The following is a 17,907-nucleotide window of genomic DNA, read 5'->3' on the forward strand; positions in this document are numbered from 1 at the left end:
TACGGTAATATCCTTCACAAATAGATTAACTAAAATTATTATAGGCTTTTTCTAAAATCACTTGCTAATCTAGTGGCATCGTGATAAAATAACTCTGTTGAAATTTATCGGGGAGGTGAAATCAATGGCTAATATTAAATCTGCAAAGAAAAGAATTAATGTAATCAACAAGAAAGCGGCGTTGAATAAATCTAAAAAATCAGCGTTAAAAACTGCTGAAAAAAGATTCTTAGAAGCGCTAGAAGCTGGCGATATGGCTCTTGCTCAAGAAAGATTTTTCTATTTTGAAAAGAGAATGTCTCAGTACTCTGCAAATGGATTATTCCATATAAATGCAGCTGCAAGAAAAATTTCAAGATTAAGAAAAAGATTAAACGCTGCGGCTGAATAGTCGTTTAACTTGTTTTAACTTGAAATCCCCGAAAAAATGACCGTGTCAATTTAATATTTGATCAAATATTAAAAAAGCGTACTTCTCTTTGAAGTACGCTTTCGTCTTTTTGAACACCATTTACATTTGAGCCATTTCAAAAAGCGCCTTCTCCAGGGTTAACTGTTGCTTAATGCCAGTTGATTTAAGGGCTATGTCCGTTCTCTCCATTAAAGCAAGTATTTCTGACAGTTGATCTTTTGTGTATTTTACTGCAAAAGTAGATGCTTTTTTTGCTGCATATGGATGGATATCCAATTTTGAAGCAGCTGTTGAACTGGTATACCCCGCTTCAATCAGCAATTTCATTTTATAAATATTTCGAAATTGTTGTGCAATTAATGTAAAAATCTTAATGACAGGCTCCCCTGCATTTATAAATTGATTCAAAGTTATCATCGCTTCAGATAAATTTCGATAACTAATGGCATCCATTAATTTAAAAATATTGTGTTCTAGTGGCACACTCACATATTGGTCAATCATTTCAATTTGGATTTGTTTTTGATTCCCACAAAGGGTTTTAATTGTGTTTTCAACATCATATAGATTTTTACCAGAAGCTGGATCTAAATAATCAACACGTTCAACAAAGTAACTTAAAGTTTTTGAATCAATGTTACCCACATACAATTTGAACTTTTTGGTGCACCATTTTAGAAAGTCACTTGAACTAAGTTTGTCAAATTGGACCCAGTCGCTATTCTTCTTTAGCCACTTTCCAATTTTTTTACGACCATCCAACTCAGATTCTCTAAAAATAACCACACTTGTCTCCGACATATTTTTTAAATAATCAATCAAATGATCCTCTTGCTGATCCTTAATCTGTTTCAATACACCCGTATTATGAATGATGATAATCCGTCTTTGATCCATAAACGGTAAAGTAGATGCAAGTGCCATAAAACCATCTATGTCAAAATTAGACTCAATGACATCGTAATTGAAATCCTTATATATGGGTTCTAAAAAATGACCCTCAATATATTTTAATGTATGATCAATATTATAAGTTTCATCACCAGTAAAAACAGCAATTGAGTTTAAATTTCCAGAACTAATCTGTTTGTAATACGTTAAAAAGTCCATGCTTTAGCCTCCAATATTCATTTCATTATACAAAACATCAACGCCATTGTCACTCAAAAAAGTATGATAATTAATGCCCTTTGGGTCTAACTCAAAACTTATGCCACCGTGACAGTAAGTAGAAAATGTTTTGATTTTAGATAAAGCAAGTGTTTCAATCACCGATTCCGAAGGAAAGTTGTATTTTGAATTGTGACTAACAATTGCATATAAAACGTTGTGATCTTTGTATAGTGGTGCATACAAAGAGGTTTTAGAGCCATGATGTGGTACCTTTAAAATTGAGATCGATTTTGGCAACGCTAATCTTCTAAGTTTATCAATACTAATATCACCTAAAAATAAGGCAGTATGGCTTCCATAGGTCATCTGTAAAACTAAAGAATCATCATTTTCATTGGCATCAGATTCAAGTGGTTGAATTAAAAACGTCACCCCTGGCATCCAACTAATTTCCTTAGGTTTTTCCACAATTTTTGTATTAGAATTATTAAGCTTTTCAGACGTACTTAAGGTGGTTAAGACCGTTTTTACGGGATATGCTTTTATAAGCGCTTCCAGTCCTCCAATATGATCATGATGGGCGTGGGATAAAACTATAAAATCCAAATACAAGATTCCAAAACCGCTTAAGTGAGATTCAACACCTTGAAATCCGTCACCGGTATCAACGGCTATTGCACGTTCTCCATATTGAATAATTGCACAATCCCCATGACCAACATCAATAAAATGAATGTATAATTTTGGCGCTTGTGGCATTATATTTGACACCAATATAATGGGCATAATACCAAACACAAGGACATTGTATTTAAGCCTTTTATTTAAACGTAAAGTTTTTAAAATAAAATAGAACCAGATGATTAGAACCACATTTTTAAAGATTTGATTGGAAATCCCATATAGTTCAAAGGGTTTAAAAGGCATTTTACTTGCAATTAAGTTAATGAGGGCAACCAAATGCTCCATAAACGCCAAATTTGTAAGTGTCAACCCCGTCATACTCAACATACTAAGTATAAGACCAAGAGGTAAAACCAAACCTATTAGAGGTACAATCAACACGTTAGAAAAAGCCCCCCATAGGTTTAAGACCTCAAAATAATAAAGGGTTGCAGGCATCATGAAAATTTGAATTAAAATAGAGAATTGGACGGTTTGAATCCATTTGTTTGGACTTTTAAAAACAAGCCATTTTTTGTAAAAAACGGCAATCATAATATACGCATAAAATGACAATTGAAATGAAACTGATAAAATAGCCCAAGGGGATCTTAATAAAATCATTGCAGAAGAAAATGCAATTGCACTAAATACATCGTCATTTAAATTTCGAACATTAGCATACATCTGGTAGCTGATAATCCAAAAGGCTCTTTGTGCAGAATAACTTGCGCCAACCCAGATCAGAAATATGCCCATTACAAAAATTGAAATTATAGATTTAAGCCATCTATTTGGTAAATATATGCACTTCTGAACGCCTTTAAATAGAAGGCCAAAGTGTAAGCCAGATATGGCAAAAATATGTGCAAGGCCTAGATTTTTAAACTGATTATAATTTTCGAATGAGTCAGAATCCCCTAAAATCAAAGCTTTTAAAAACCCAGATGTGCTGGGGGAAAAGGAAGTTTCAAAGAAGCGTTCCACATGTCTTCGTGAGTCTAAAACCATGCAGTGTGGACACACTTTGTTTTGTAAGTCAGCTGTTGCTGAAATAATTTTATATTGACCCAATATACCATTTGCAAAAAGATATCGATCATAGTCAAATCCAAATGTGTTCTTTTGGCTTATAAAAGGGTTTTTGTTTTGATCAAGCGTTACATACAAATGATATTGTTTTTTTAAAAGGAGCGTTTCAACAGACCCTATGCCTCGAAAATTCAGTCTTAATAAAATAGAATTTCCATTTTTGGAATCCTTGGTTTCAAATATCATATAGGATTTGGAAAGGTTGTAAGCATTCACTTTACCTTGAATGGTCACTTCATATGCCCCAATATCGGTATTTGTAGGTACTTCTGCTCTCTTTTCACTCACCAACCCCAGATAGTGCGTTTGGGTCATAAAATAGAGGGATACAACAATTAAGCACATAGAAAAAACAAATTTACGATTCACAAAAACTCCTATAATTTGGAATATATTTCCATTTTATAGGAGTTTGATGTATTAATCAAGTGTATCCATATATTTAATTTCTTCAGGTGTAAACCCATAAGCTTCATATATAATTTTGTCCACATCAACAATGGGCAAAACACTTTGCTCGGAACCACTAAAATGTGCATTTAAAAGATTCTTTTGCTTGTCAGATAAATTTGGTAGTGGGATTTTTTTTAAAGGTGTTGCATACAGTTCCAACAAGTCACCCTTTCGTTTTCCCTTATAAGTCAACCACAACTTATATAATCTGGCGTTTAAAACCATGGTTAATACCTCTAATGAATAGATAGAAAACAATGTGTCTTTAATAAAATAAATGTCTGCCGAAGCAAAAAAATCACCAGAATCAAAAGCAAAATAATTGGCTTTTGCACGTTGTGGTACAATGATTTTTGGCCCTAAAAAAACGTTCTCTTGTCTAGGCCACGTAAGCTCGTACCATTTTCTAACACCATTTTTAACTTCTCTTCTATTTTCCAACAAAGCCTTGTATGGAAACAATAGAGACTCAATTTCTTTAGGGGCTCTATTTTTGGTGATGTACAAAATTGAATATGGGGTTGTTCCTTTATGATGATAATGACAGATGGCACTATTTTTATAGAAGGGTTTTAAAAAAGGTTTTACAGACTCTGGCAACCGATCCACTTCTTTGTCCTTATAGACAAAAACACCTTCTCCATCCTTTCGGTCCAAACCAGAAACAATCCCTTGAAAGACATCATAATAGGCTTCAAGTGTGCCTATACTTTGCGCTTCCATTTTCGATAAAATCTTATAAATCATTGGGTCTGAAATAAAGTGCATATTCAACTCTTTGTCAAAGACGGTCTCGTGCGAAACTTCGCTCACACAGTTACAGTTTTTGTTATAGAGGTAGACTGTGTTACATTTGTCTTTCTGTAGTGTATATATAGCCGCATGTAGCTTGTAATCTCCAAAAACGGATTGGGCGCCATAATTTAGCAAACTCGATAAATAAAACGTTTCAAAAATAAAGTTGCGCAATTTTTTAGCCCCATCAGCGGTGAAAAAATAATTGGAAGTTAAATAACACAATACGCCATTGGATTTTAACAAATCATAACCTTTGTAAATAAAAAAATAAAAATAGTCCATTTTGCCTTCATACCATTTTGAACCGAAATTTGATTCTTTGAGTACATTGAAAATTTTAGTATTCCCCTTCTCTCCAATATAGGGTGGGTTCCCAAGAATTAAATCAAAAGTGTTGTTGTACGGTGATAGGTCGCTTATAAGCGAATTTTGACAATATACAGCTTTAAACTGAATTTCATCTCTTAGACCATAAGCTTTTCCCAACGCCAGACACAGTTCTTTATATTTATTAATTGCATCTTCACTAATGTCAAATACGACAATTTTATTTTCAAGCATGTCTTTTATAAAGGCATGTGAGTTTAAATGGATTGCATTTGAAAAACGAATCATCAATTCCACATAAGTTAAAACAAGCATTCCAGATCCACTGGCTAAATCCAATACTTTCAAGGATTTCAACAAGTTAAAAAGGCTATGGGCGTTTTCATCAACCACATTATTTTCAAAGAAGGCTTCAAAAGATGGCACAAAATTAGGTTTGTTAATTCTTAAATACTGTAAAATTGCCATTTTGGCAAGGTGATTTGCAGGTTCATCTGGTGTATAAACAGCTCCAGAAGCATACAATTTATGCGTGTCAATTTCTTTTGCATGTCCATATTTGTTTTTTAAAGCAATATATTTTTCAAGTTTCATATAGGACCTCATCATATAAAAAAGGTTTTAACGCAAAGCGCTAAAACCTTTTTCGACTGTATTTACCATAACTTATCTTTTCGACATCGTCAATAGACATAATAATCTCATCAACCAAAAGGTCAAAGTCATTTAAAGTTATGTCCACACCCTTTTTCTTCAAGTACTTCATAATTGTAATTAAACGTATATGATAGGTTGAAGGATTTTTAAAATAGGGGTGCTTTTCAATCAAATGTTTAATATGATTGCGATCGACGGACTCCAATTTCAGTTTGTTTTCATCATTAATTTTAGATTCCACTTCAGACAAATACCGTTGAAGTTCAAGTGCTGGGTTGTCATGCTGCTCCAGCAACATTTTAATGTCTTCAAGTACATCTGTCATTTCAAGCTTTTTCAGTGAGGTTAAATCCTGTTCGGGAACCTCCGAAGGGCCTGTATCCATAGTTTTATCAACTACTCCTTTCAAATTTTATAACGATTAAGACCATTGTACTATCAATTAGGGCTAGTTGTCAAATCCGCCCTCTAACAAATCTTCGATTAAATATTTAGATTGACTTAAAAATATAGCCTTATCATCGGCAATGGTATTAATTAATTGAATCAAATAAGTCAATTGACTTTCATTGTTACAAAGCAAATTGAATTTATGTTCTTCAAATTCCAATTCTGAAATTAATGATTCTTGAGAATATAGCCTGAAAATTAAAGCGTCATCCTCATCTGGAATTATCGTCAAATCACTTTCACTTAAAACATCTAACCACTCATCCACACTAACTTTAAGCGCAAAAGATGCCTGATGTAATTCGTAAATGTCATCGTGCATATTTTCTTCATACACTGCATCCAGGACATCGTATAATTTATATAAGATATGGGCATTTGTTCCAATAAATGATTCAAAAGACATAGGGCTTTCTAAGGTATTCAGTTTATTGAACTGGTCTAAAACATGACGCTTAATCAAACTCTTATGTGCCTTCTCAAACGTCAATTCATCCCCGACAACTTCATAAAAACCATCATTTTCAACCAATCTTAAGCCATAAAGCATTTCTGGATCCAGCTTTGCACTTTGAAGTTGGAAATGCATCCCTGTGAAGATGTCTAATGCATATAATTTATCATTTTCAGCCTTAAGTTCGAAAATACTCCTATATGAGTGGCTTAGTGCACTTAATAAAGCATCCTCTCGTTCAGAAGCCATTTGTTGAACAATTGTTTTTCCACTTGACTTTAAAGGGTAATGAAAAACAAACCATTCTGTAAAACCTAAAAAATCACTTTGATCGTCTTTTATAAGAAAAGTTGATTTTGCAAGTTCTAAGTCCTTTTTAAAACGCTCTTGAAGAGCATATGCCAATACGTCCGTATAAATTGATTCAAATTCTATCAAATTCATTTAATTCTCCTTTACGCGTCATTAAAATATTATATACTAAATAGAAGATGTATTAAAGTTAATGGAGGTTATTTTTATGAAATACTTAACAAATGCTTATACTTATGATTTTGAAGCCAGAATACTATCCTGTATTCCTTATGAAGGTTTATACGCCATTACGCTATCTGAAACTTACTTCTATCCTGAGGGCGGCGGCCAACCTGGCGATCATGGCTTTATTGACGCCTTTGAAATTGTTGATACAATTCGAATGGGGGCTGAAATATTTCACATCACCCAACAACCGTGCCCTGAAGAAATGATTGCTAAATCTGTTAAGTGCCATATTGATTCTAAGAGACGTTTACTGTTAATGCAGCAACATACTGGGCAACACCTTCTATCAGCTGTTGCCTACACTACTTTTCAAGCAAATACCGTGGGATTCCATATTGGAGACGGTTATGTGACGGTTGATCTAGATCGTAAACTCACTGAAAAAGAAGTGCGTTCTCTTGAAAGTTCAATCAATGACTTTATTTTTGCAAACAAAGAAATTCGCATTCATTACCCCACATCAGAGGAACTCGAAACCCTTCCCCTTCGTAAAATGCCCAAAGTAACCAAGGACATACGCATTGTAGAAATCGATGATTTGGACTTTTCACCATGTGGGGGCACACATTTGAGAACTACAAGCGAAATTGGCATCCTAAAAATTCGCAAATATGACCATTATAAGAGTGGTGTGCGGATTGAATTTGTCTGTGGCTTACTTGCCTTACAAGTTTTTAACATACAAAACCATATTATAACCAAACTCATGCACCTTTTTTCTGTGCCTGAAAATGAAGTTCTTACTTTTGCAGAAAATACTCTAAAATTACTAAAAGAGACCAAACGTAATTTATCCGATTTGGAATCCCAAATTATAACCTATGAGGCCAATGCCATTACCAAGGATTATGAAGACATAACTGGTTTAAAAGTCATTAAACTATTAGAAGACCAAATGGGGATGAATGCCCTTCGACTGAAAGCACAAAAAATTACAGAAATGCCAAACACAATTGTACTCGGCATTTCAACGGAAGAAGGCAAGCAGCATATTGTACTGATAAAGTCAAAAGACTTAGATAAAAGCTACAATATGAGTCACTTGTTTGAAACCTATCTAAAATCAGAGACCATTAAAGGCGGTGGAAATGCCCTCATAGCACAAGGCGGTACAACTGAGCCTATAGATCTAGAAAAACAACTCGCTGAAATTGAGTCACATATAGAGGCCCTTATTCTATAAAATTATACCGCTTAATCCAATCTAACAGTATATGATAAACGTCTACTTTATTGACTTCGTTTAAAACTTCATGACGTGCACCTTCTATTAATTTAAGTGTTGTATCATACCCAAGCTTGCTGAATGCTTCTTGGGTTTTTTTAACGCCTTTTCCAAAATCGCCTACTGGATCATCAGACCCTGACATAAGCAACATTGGAATATCACTTTTATCATTTAAAAATTCCGGACTATAGATGATGCGTATTAAGTTTTCAAAAAATCCATAGTAAAACCCTGTCGTGTGAACATTTCCACAAAAAGGATCATTTATATACTTCTCTACTTCTTTAGAATCGGTGCTTAGCCAATCGAAATCAGTTTGAGCATCTTTAATGGATTTTGAATAAGATCCAAATGAAAGTTGATTTAGCAGTTTTGAGCGATGTCTTGACCCTCTAAACTTTGATTCAGCACCTGCTATAAATTTACCAAATTTCAACAATGATTTAGGTTGATACCCTGTGCCTGTTAAAATAACACCATTAATTTGATCACAATAGTCCATAAGATAATCCCTTGCCAAAAATGAACCCATACTGTGCCCAAGAAGTATTATTGGCTTATGCGGATACTCTGCTTTTACATATTGAACAATTCTGCGTAAATCTTCTTTCATTTTCATCCAACCATTTTCACACAGTAATCCAAGATTGGTTTTTCCGCCAGCAGTTAAGCCATGACCGCGATGTGAATGCCCATATGTAAAGATGCCATGATCCAAAAGAAAATTTGCAAAATGATCATAACGATCAATGTGCTCAGCCATACCATGAGAAATCACCACAATTGCACTTGGTTCACAATCTGAGTGCCATTTCCGGCTATCCAACATAAACTCACCAAATGAATCTTGCTTAAAACTTGTTTTCATAGTTGCCCCCTAATTTTCTAATAATAACTTTATTATAACACTTCCACTTGAATGTTTTAACTCCAATATTTTTATGCTAAAATATAAATGCAAAACAATTATGGAGGCAATTATGACATTCATCAATTATATTTTAATTATGACACTGGGTTATTTAATTGGGAGCGTTCCCTTTTCTTATTTAATCCCCAAAATTCTTGGTAGAATTGATATTCGCCAACATGGTAGTGGAAATACCGGAACAACAAATGTCGTTCGTACTTTAGGTCTAAAAGTTGGCGTACTTGCATTTGCTGGAGATTTTTTAAAAGGTTTAATCCCTGCTTTAATAGGCAACCAATTATATGGTGTTACAGGTGGCCTAATTGCAGGTGGCTTTGCAGTTCTTGGCCACTGCTACTCTGTTTGGCTTGGTTTTAACGGCGGAAAAGGCATTGCGACCTCAGCTGGTGTAATTGCTATTGTTTTTCCCCTTATTTTTCCAATAATTTTGGTCTTTCAGTTCTTGGTTATTTTAACAACTCGATATATGTCCCTTGCATCTATTGGAAGCGCAATTATTTTACCGATTTTGACATTTTTTATGTACCCCGCCTATGTGCAAATTGTGTTTTCATTCTTACTTGCAATTTTTGTGATCTACAGACACCGTAGCAACTTATCTAGACTCATAAGTGGTACAGAAACTAAAATCCTTAATAAAAAATAATATCCCTCTACTGTTAAATTTAAACAAAATATGCTATCATTATAAAGAACATGGAGGCAGAGGGGTGCTGGTGTGCCTTCTGATCTTCAAAATCAGCACGGGGGGTTAAGAGCTTCCTGGGTGGGTTCGATTCCCACGTGCCTCCGCCATTAAAAAAGACCTGAGACAGTTTAACAGCTGTTTCAGGTCTTTTGCTTTATTCATAATTGCTTTTTATTTGAGTCCATATATCCAGAACACTCTCTTCAAAATCAGGTATCGTTCCGAGTCTCCAAATCGAAATGCCACCTAAATCAAGCAAATAAGCCAAATTGATTTTTGCTTGAACACTTTTTGAGTCTTCAAACCAAACAATATTACGGGTTAAATCTGATTCATTTTCAAAAACAATCGTTGGATTTTGGTATTTTTTTGAGTAGTCCAAGATTGCACCAGATTCAATACGTTCAAGTATAGCGGAATACGTAGGATTATAAGGCCTTGAATTGATTATTCTGCCGTCAGATACTTTCCACTGTGCAGAATCAATTGAAATTTGGAGCACCAATTTTTCAGAGTCCTCTATGCCTTTTTCTGAATCAAGAATTACTTTAATCGCATAATAAATTTCATCAAAAGGTGAAAGTGGTGTGATGGTTAATCCTGATTCCATTTCACTTTCTGTTAATTTTTTTGGATAATAATCATGTGCCATTAAAACAATCAAATCTGATACAGCACCTATTTTTCTAAAATCATACCCATCATAATAGGCAATTCCCTCTGCTCTTGGCGGATGAACAGCTGTGGCAATCTTATATGAGTCCCCCAACTCTTCCCTTAAACCTTCTAAAAACAAAGATAAATTAAGCGCGTTATCCGCCCCTTTTAAGCCTTCAAAATCTACAAGCACACCTTTAAATTGAGGAAATTGTTTTAAAGAAGCTTCAACAGCATCAATTGCAGTTTCTCTTCTCGTTTTATCTGAAAGGATGTACTCTGTCAGGGATACTTGTTTCTTTAGATCCGAATCGTACACATAGTCTTCTTTGACAAATAACATTAAATATGGTGTTGTTTCATCACGAAGTGTTGCATCAAAAGCCAAGGTATACTGAGAGGGTACACTGTATTCATTGCTGTTGGATGCAGACATATTTAGAGTCAGTCCATTTGAAGGGTCCAATTCAAATCGACTCCATCCATAAGCCAAATCTGATAAATGACTTGAGATTTCTGCTTGGCTATAAGAACTGATTGCATAATATGACATTAAATGTGGCATCGGTGAATCGATCTTTTGAATCGCGCGGTACAAGATTGTAACAGCTTCTTCGCGCGTTACATAATCATTTGGTCTAAATGTTTTTTCTGGATTTACTGTAAGCCAGTTGAAATCTAAAGCCATTTTTATATACCCAACTTTATCATTTGAGTCTATAAAAGGAATCTCACAATGTCTCAATGTTTCTGCTTGTGCATCTAACCCAAAAGCCCCAATCAAGGTTACAATTGCATCCAATCGGCTAATTGGTGCAGTCACATCTTCAACTGTTAAATCAGATCGAATGCCGATTTGCGGATAAAGACGTCCAATTTCGTTAATCCAAGTTATATAGGATTCTAAAGAAACTGGCGTTCCCATACCAAAAGAACTTTCTTCATCTATGATTCCCAACTCGCTAACATGGTGAATCGCTTCATAAGCCCAATGTGACACATCAACATCAGAATATGAAGTTTCACCAAACGCAATATTTGGAAATAACATACTTAAACTCAAAAAAACAACCAATAATTTTTTCATGAACACTACCCCATTTCCATTCCATTCATATCTTTATTATAAACTGGAACTGACCGTAATAACATGACAGGTTGATTAAATTTCTTTTAATCTTTATGATTGCACAAACACAACTTATAGGTTTCTTCTTCAAATATGACAAAAAACTTTTTATACAAGTCCAATTCAAATCCATCTTTATTATAAGGCATGCTAAATTTCAATAAAACTTCCCAACCATCACTGCTTCTTTTTGTGTAATGATTTTTATACGCATATGCATCCAATTCCTGCTTTAAATCATCTGCATATGAAACAAATTCCGTATAGGTATAGTAAGATCGACTTTCTTCAGATAGAAGTGCATAAGATAGGTCAAATCGAGTGGATACAATTGTTTTTATAAATTCTTCAGCCGCATCTGATGGCCGTTTTTCAGATGCATAAACCAAGGTCATATCACGTGTCAAAGGAACTGATAAGTCCCTACCAGAAACCTGATATGTTATAGGTTGGTCTGAAACCATAAGCTGAACATTTGAAACGTTTTTGAGTTCTGTCAAACTATTTACTAAAGACCAAATATAAAGATCTAAATCAGATGAGGCCATCAAATCAGAAGAAAGCATCTGTTCTGAAAAATTTATATAAGCTGTACGATTTACAATTTCAATGGATTCAACTTCAACTTCAAAGTTGAAAAGTGTCTTATAGTGGGTATTAACAGGCTCAGACTTCATCTGATCAATAACCGCACTTGCATACTTGCCATCTTTAACCTGAAGATTTGCAGTATATGGAAACAAGGCACCATCAAACACATAATATAAAGTTGATTTAACAGATACCTGGTCATGAATTGGCTCAATATACTGTTGCGTTGTAAGGCTGGCGTAAGGCTGATTGAAATAAGCATGTATAATTAATACCAAAGCGCATAAGACAAGTGCAATTAATGTTTTATAGGGCAATCTCATTTCTGACTCCTTAAAGACGAGGGATTTTAATTGAAACTGTAGTCCCAATGCCAAATTGACTCTCTACTTCAATCGTCCCTTGATGAAGCATGACAATTTGTTGCGCGATAGCGAGTCCCAACCCAGTACCACCTGTTTTTCTCGCCCTTGCCTCATCCACACGATAAAAGCGATCGAAAATAAATGGGAGGTCTTTTTCAGGAATTCCAATGCCTGTATCGATAATTTTAATCGAGACGATTTCTTTTGACTCAGACAAATCAATTGTCACGCTACCACCTTCTGGTGTATATTTAACACTATTTCCAATAATATTTAGCAAGCATTGTTGCATCTTTTCTTGATCCAATTGAATCTGAACTTTGTTATGAGACACAAGTTTTAAGTCAATGTTTTTCTGATCAGCAATTGGTTTTAATGTTTTAATCACCCATTCAATCAAATAATTAACGTATGTCATATTATAATCCAATTCTAAGTCATCTTTTTCAACTCTAACCAAATAAAGCAAGCTGTCAATTATATTGTTAAGTCGATCTACTTCAATATGAATGTCATTCAAAAACTCTCTGTAAACAGATTCTTCCCAAGTGGAATTTGCCAATAAGGTTTCAGAAACAATTTTCATTGAAGTCATTGGCGTTCTCAATTCATGTGAGACATTAGAAACGAATTTTCTGCGTCTTTCATCCACTTGATAAAGTTTGGTTGCCATCATATTAAACGCATTACCCAATTCACCAATTTCATCTTTACTTGTCACATCTACTTTAGTATCATATTTCCCTTGCGTAATATTTTGTACAGACTTTGTTAAAGATTCAATCGGTCTAGAAATAATGCGCGCAAAAATAACGCTGATTAACACTGACATTAATACAGCCGTCGTAAAAATAAAAAGTAAATGGTCAATAATTTCATTAACATCTTCAAAAATATGATTTGCAGAAGTTGATAAAAAGGAAATCCCTACTAGATTATTTTGTTCTATTATTGGTGTGGCACAATAGAACACAAAATCACTTTCATGGGTATATATTGTACTCTCAGAACGACCTTCAAGGGCAGATTGTATTTCGTTGGTGTCAAGTGTGCTGCCAACCAGTGTGTCATATGAATCAATCAGCACTTCTCCTTCAAGGTTTAGGATTAAGATTCTGGCACCATATTCAAAACTGGATTCCTTGATAATGTCGTCAACATATTGTTTTGTATAAGAATTATTGATATTTCCAACAAAAGCAGCAACTTGAGTTGCAATCGTATGATTTTGTAACTCGAGATTTTGCCCTTCCTTTTCAACATTGGTGCGAATAAGTTGATCTTCCACAATTAAAATGGTGACAATCATAACAAATATTATCAATATTAAATAGGTGGAAACAAGTTTCCACCTAATACTTTTAAAGGACTCTTTTCTTTTTATTCTTAAAATAGTAACCCACTCCCCATTTTGTTAATATATATTCTGGTTGCGAGGAATTGCTTTCAATTTTTTCTCTTAAACGGCGAATGTGAACATCTACCGTACGAACATCACCAAAATACTCATAACCCCAAATTGTTTCCAACAACTCTTCACGGGAATACACCTTTTCTTCATTCATAATCAATAAGAGCAATAAATCAAATTCTTTCGCTGTTAAATTAACTTGTTGACCATTAACAGTTACTTTTCTGCCTAAAGTATTGATACTAAAGTCTCCAAGATTTATCAGATTTGATGCTGTCATTTGATCACTTACTTGAACACGTCTTAAAATGGCTTTAATTCTAGCCTTAAGTTCAAGCATGTTAAATGGTTTTGTAATGTAATCATCTGCACCGTATTCAAGGCCCAGTACCTTACTAGAATCATCATCTTTTGCAGTAAGCATTAGAATTGGTACCATAGACTTATTTTCACGGACTTTTTTGCAAATTTCAAGACCATCCATGCTTGGAAGCATTAAGTCCAAAATAACTGCATCATAAGTGTTGGATAAAATCTTGTCATAGGCTTCCTTACCATCCATTGCAGTTTCAACATCGTACCCCTCTTGTTCTAAACTGAATCTCAACCCTTTTAACAAAATAGGTTCGTCATCAACTACCAAAATTTTTTCAGCCATACTTTCACTCCATTCATTTTTTTATTAAAACTCTAGAATTCTCAAATCTCTTCGTCAATTGAATTCTGTCAAAATACTCCAAGAGCTCCAAACTAGACTTTCTTGAAAGGTTTAACAAATCTCTATACTCTGCCACAGTGAGTTCATCATTATGTTCAAAGTGTTTGATGAGCAGATTTATGCAAGTTTCCAAATGTGTTTTTAATATTACAACTTCTTCATTAATTTTAACAAGAATATTAGAATTAATCAAATAATATAAAAGATCCTCTTGAGTTTTTTTAGTTAGGGTTCTACTTTCTGGTAAATCTTTAATGCCAATAGGCCTTGTACCCGATTGATCCACTGCATCCTCAATGACTTTAAGCCATTTTTGCTCTTCACTACCAAGTTCAATAGAATAGCCTGGTAGGCTAACCCATTGATCCGATAACTCAATTGCGTTTTTCTCAATTGCATAATTCAAGATAGGTTGATAGAAGCTTTTATCAAATCGATTTTTCTTTGTCAAGGCTTGATTCAGTCGTGATCTTAAAGTCTCACGATCAATACCTGCCTTAAACGGGTTTTTGGCATGAAAATCACTTAATTCCCTACTTAATGTTTCAAGAATCATGGTCATCCACTCATCTGTACAATACAGTGACTGAGTCAGATTAACGATGCGATTTTCATTCAACAAATCCTCGAATCCCAACCTACATGAATCCAAATCATGTGGAATCGGATGAAACAAGTCATCTGAATAAACAAATGGTTGGTTTTCGTTTTGAATACCTGCTAAAATTTCATCTGAAATGCTTAAATTCCCATCAGAAAATTGGTGTTTCTCAGCATTTGGATTAACAATCACGCCACCTCCTAAAGTTATCAAAGGTGAAAAATTTCGAATGATAACCGGATCGTTCGCTTTACCAAACAACGGACTCTCAAGTCTAAGCTGAATAATCTGAGTTACATTTGGTTGGATTGTATCTTGGTTCAAAGTCGCTATCCTGCCTAAAATTTCTTTAGTCCCATGATATAATCGAATCCTTTGCCAATGTTTAACTGGAACATAATCTGCTTTAAATTCAACATCAACAATATGAGATTCAGGCAAAAGATCTGAACTGGATAAAATATCACCTCGATGAATCAAAGTCTTATCTATGGCAAGGTTTAACGCCACCCGTTGCCCATATACAGCTTCCAAAACAGATTCATTGTGTACTTGAATTGATTTTACACGCACAGAAGCTCTGGAAGGATAATGATAAAGCATGTCGTTCACTTGAATTTTTCCTTCAATCAATGTGCCTGTAACGACAGTCCCGTGTCCTTTAATGGTAAAAACACGATCAATGGGCATCCTTGAGATGGTATGTGTTACCTCATGCTTCATATCAGTCATCATCATTTTTAAACGATCCAATAGGTTTAAACGCGCTGAGTCATCCTGAATTGAATATTCAACAACTGGTGCATTTTCAAGAAAAGAGTCTTTTAAATATTCTTTTATTTCCTCTCTTCTAAATTCCAGTTCTTCTTCATCTACTAAATCACATTTAGTGAGCACTACAATCCCATTGGCGATGTTTAAATGTGATAAAATCTGTAAATGTTCAAGTGTTTGGGGCATAAACCCTTCGTCAGCTGCAACAACTATCAAAACAGCGTCCATCCCCATAGCACCGGCAAGCATATTTTTTATAAACCGTTCATGACCGGGAACATCAACAAAACTAATTAGTTGATTGTCATTAAGTTTTAAATAAGCAAATCCCAAGTCAATGGTTATGCCTCTTTTTTTTTCATCGGCAAGTCGGTCCGCATCAATACCGGTCAGATGTTTAATAAGCGATGTTTTTCCATGATCAATATGCCCGGCTGTTCCCACAACTAATGTATCTCTCATTGTGTTGCCTCCAAACAGTCTCTAAGCCCTTGATACAACAAGTCAAAATCATCCGAATCAATTGTCTTAAAATCCAAAAGTAAAATATCCTTTGATACAGTGGCAATAATTGGTGTTTGCAATTGTCTCAATTGATCTTGTAATTGGTTTACAGAGAAAGGTCCTTTCAATCCCAGCGCAAAAGAGGGCAACTTATAAAGTGGCATAGCGCCACCACCGACCTCTGCTTTTGTTTCAACTATGCTATAGGTTAGTCCATGGTTTATCAAGGCCTCTCCAAAATTGTCAACGAAATTTTTTAGCCGTTGTTGAACTGCCATCGGACTTTCTTTAAGTTTATTAATTGTTGGAATTCCGGTTATTGAACTTTGTGGTTTTAAGTATTCAGTGAGTGTACGCTCAATAATCGCCAAAGTAAACTTATCAATTCTAAAAGCACGTAATAAAGGATTTTTCGCAATCACATCTATGTGTCTTTTTTTTCCTACAATAAATCCCGCTTGTGCGCCACCAAATAATTTATCGCCTGAAAAAGAAACGAGATCGACACCTTTGGAAATTGAATCGACAGCAATGGGTTCATCGTGTGCGATAGCATCAAATATATTGTGTATCAAGCCACTCCCAATATCTTCATAGACAAGTATTTCATTGTTTTTCCCCAGAGTTGCCAGTTGATCAATCTCAACAGACTGTGAAAAACCAACAACTTTATAATTGCTTGTATGCACTTTTAAAATCAAACCCGTTTGTTCATTTAACGCATTTTCGTAATCTCTTAAGTGGGTCTTATTTGTTGTACCAATTTCATTTAAAATGCAGCCACTGGCTAGCATAACGTCTGGAACCCTAAAAGAGCCCCCAATTTCAACAAGTTCACCTCTTGAAACAACGACTTCCTTGTTCTTAGCAAATGTGTTCAGCACAAGCATAACAGCTGCGGCGTTATTGTTCACAACAATTGCAGATTCGCCTCCTGTTAATGCACAAATCTTTTCTACAATATGCTGATAACGAATACCGCGTCTACCTGTTTTGACATCATATTCTAAGGTATTGTAGTGTGTCAATGCTTCAATGCTATCCTTAAAAATATCTTTTGAAATAACGGCACGCCCTAGATTAGTGTGGAGAACAATTCCAGTACCATTAATCACACGTTTTAAAGAGAAATCACATAACTTTGATATGTCTTCTATGACACGTCCAATGATATCATCAACATCAAAATGGGATACTTCACCAGCTTTAATGGAAGTTCTCAAGTCATCTATAAGGGTTTCAATTCTAGATTTTAAAATCTCTCGATCCAATTTGTCATGAAATTCATTTGGAATCTTATCAAGGATAAGATCAATTTTTGGTATTTGTCTTAGCAATTCATTCATAA

Annotated in this window: 15 protein-coding genes and 1 tRNA gene; 4 read left to right on the forward strand and 12 right to left on the reverse strand. The window is 34.7% G+C overall.

The window, feature by feature from the left end; translation table 11 throughout:
• Positions 1 to 124: 124 nt before the first annotated feature.
• The gene (gene rpsT / locus JOC49_RS01165) at positions 125 to 391 is read left to right on the forward strand and encodes a 30S ribosomal protein S20 (RefSeq protein WP_204661341.1); all 267 of its coding nucleotides are present in this window, start codon (positions 125 to 127) and stop codon (positions 389 to 391) included.
• A 120-nt stretch (positions 392 to 511) separates the two neighbouring features.
• Here rpsT and holA read toward each other — a convergent pair whose 3' ends face one another.
• Genes holA through JOC49_RS01190 form a run of 5 tightly spaced genes read right to left on the reverse strand, consistent with a single transcriptional unit; the run spans position 512 to position 6,863 of the window.
• Entirely contained in the window at positions 512 to 1,522 is a 1,011-nt protein-coding gene (holA, locus tag JOC49_RS01170) for a DNA polymerase III subunit delta (RefSeq protein ID WP_204661343.1), read from the reverse strand.
• Positions 1,523 to 1,525: 3 nt separating this feature from the next.
• Positions 1,526 to 3,649 (reverse strand): DNA internalization-related competence protein ComEC/Rec2, encoded by a 2,124-nt coding sequence (locus JOC49_RS01175; RefSeq protein WP_204661345.1) that lies wholly within the window; start codon positions 3,647 to 3,649, stop codon positions 1,526 to 1,528.
• Between the two features lie 51 nt (positions 3,650 to 3,700).
• Positions 3,701 to 5,452 (reverse strand): Eco57I restriction-modification methylase domain-containing protein, encoded by a 1,752-nt coding sequence (locus JOC49_RS01180; protein WP_204661347.1) that lies wholly within the window; start codon positions 5,450 to 5,452, stop codon positions 3,701 to 3,703.
• Between the two features lie 40 nt (positions 5,453 to 5,492).
• Complete coding sequence (locus JOC49_RS01185) at positions 5,493 to 5,924, reverse strand: hypothetical protein (RefSeq protein WP_204661349.1); 432 nt, start codon at positions 5,922 to 5,924, stop codon at positions 5,493 to 5,495.
• Positions 5,925 to 5,963: 39 nt separating this feature from the next.
• Positions 5,964 to 6,863 carry a hypothetical protein gene (locus JOC49_RS01190; protein ID WP_204661351.1) on the reverse strand — a complete coding sequence of 300 codons (900 nt, stop codon included), beginning with the start codon at positions 6,861 to 6,863 and terminating at the stop codon, positions 5,964 to 5,966.
• A gap of 76 nt (positions 6,864 to 6,939) precedes the next feature.
• Here JOC49_RS01190 and JOC49_RS01195 point away from each other — a divergent pair, with 76 nt between their 5' ends.
• A complete protein-coding gene (locus JOC49_RS01195; protein WP_204661353.1) occupies positions 6,940 to 8,145 on the forward strand; it encodes an alanyl-tRNA editing protein in 1,206 nt (401 codons plus the stop codon).
• Here JOC49_RS01195 and JOC49_RS01200 read toward each other — a convergent pair.
• Entirely contained in the window at positions 8,135 to 9,058 is a 924-nt protein-coding gene (locus tag JOC49_RS01200) for an alpha/beta hydrolase (protein ID WP_204661355.1), read from the reverse strand. The two genes, JOC49_RS01195 and JOC49_RS01200, sit on opposite strands and share 11 nt — an antisense overlap.
• A gap of 112 nt (positions 9,059 to 9,170) precedes the next feature.
• On the opposite strand from JOC49_RS01200, the gene plsY reads away from it, so the two are divergent.
• Both plsY and JOC49_RS01210 read left to right on the forward strand, forming a co-directional pair.
• Positions 9,171 to 9,767: a glycerol-3-phosphate 1-O-acyltransferase PlsY gene (plsY, locus tag JOC49_RS01205; RefSeq protein WP_204661357.1), complete on the forward strand. Its 597-nt coding sequence runs from the start codon at positions 9,171 to 9,173 to the stop codon at positions 9,765 to 9,767.
• A 52-nt stretch (positions 9,768 to 9,819) separates the two neighbouring features.
• Positions 9,820 to 9,916 (forward strand) — tRNA-Sec (locus JOC49_RS01210).
• A gap of 47 nt (positions 9,917 to 9,963) precedes the next feature.
• On the opposite strand, the gene JOC49_RS01215 is transcribed toward JOC49_RS01210, so the two are convergent.
• The 6 genes from JOC49_RS01215 to selA form a co-directional block, all read right to left on the reverse strand.
• Positions 9,964 to 11,553 (reverse strand): glycosyl hydrolase family 18 protein, encoded by a 1,590-nt coding sequence (locus JOC49_RS01215; protein WP_204661359.1) that lies wholly within the window; start codon positions 11,551 to 11,553, stop codon positions 9,964 to 9,966.
• Positions 11,554 to 11,639: 86 nt separating this feature from the next.
• Entirely contained in the window at positions 11,640 to 12,509 is an 870-nt protein-coding gene (locus JOC49_RS01220) for a GerMN domain-containing protein (protein WP_204661361.1), read from the reverse strand.
• Positions 12,510 to 12,519: 10 nt separating this feature from the next.
• Complete coding sequence (locus tag JOC49_RS01225; RefSeq protein ID WP_204661363.1) at positions 12,520 to 13,860, reverse strand: sensor histidine kinase; 1,341 nt, start codon at positions 13,858 to 13,860, stop codon at positions 12,520 to 12,522.
• A gap of 52 nt (positions 13,861 to 13,912) precedes the next feature.
• A complete protein-coding gene (locus JOC49_RS01230) occupies positions 13,913 to 14,620 on the reverse strand; it encodes a response regulator transcription factor (protein WP_204661365.1) in 708 nt (235 codons plus the stop codon).
• A gap of 13 nt (positions 14,621 to 14,633) precedes the next feature.
• Positions 14,634 to 16,517 (reverse strand): selenocysteine-specific translation elongation factor, encoded by a 1,884-nt coding sequence (selB, locus tag JOC49_RS01235; protein WP_204661367.1) that lies wholly within the window; start codon positions 16,515 to 16,517, stop codon positions 14,634 to 14,636.
• Complete coding sequence (gene selA / locus JOC49_RS01240) at positions 16,514 to 17,905, reverse strand: L-seryl-tRNA(Sec) selenium transferase (protein WP_204661369.1); 1,392 nt, start codon at positions 17,903 to 17,905, stop codon at positions 16,514 to 16,516. The genes selB and selA overlap by 4 nt, the downstream gene beginning before the upstream one ends.
• Positions 17,906 to 17,907 lie beyond the last annotated feature (2 nt).

Origin of the sequence: Fusibacter tunisiensis (assembly GCF_016908355.1) — a bacterium.
Classification (GTDB): domain Bacteria; phylum Bacillota; class Clostridia; order Peptostreptococcales; family Acidaminobacteraceae; genus Fusibacter_D; species Fusibacter_D tunisiensis.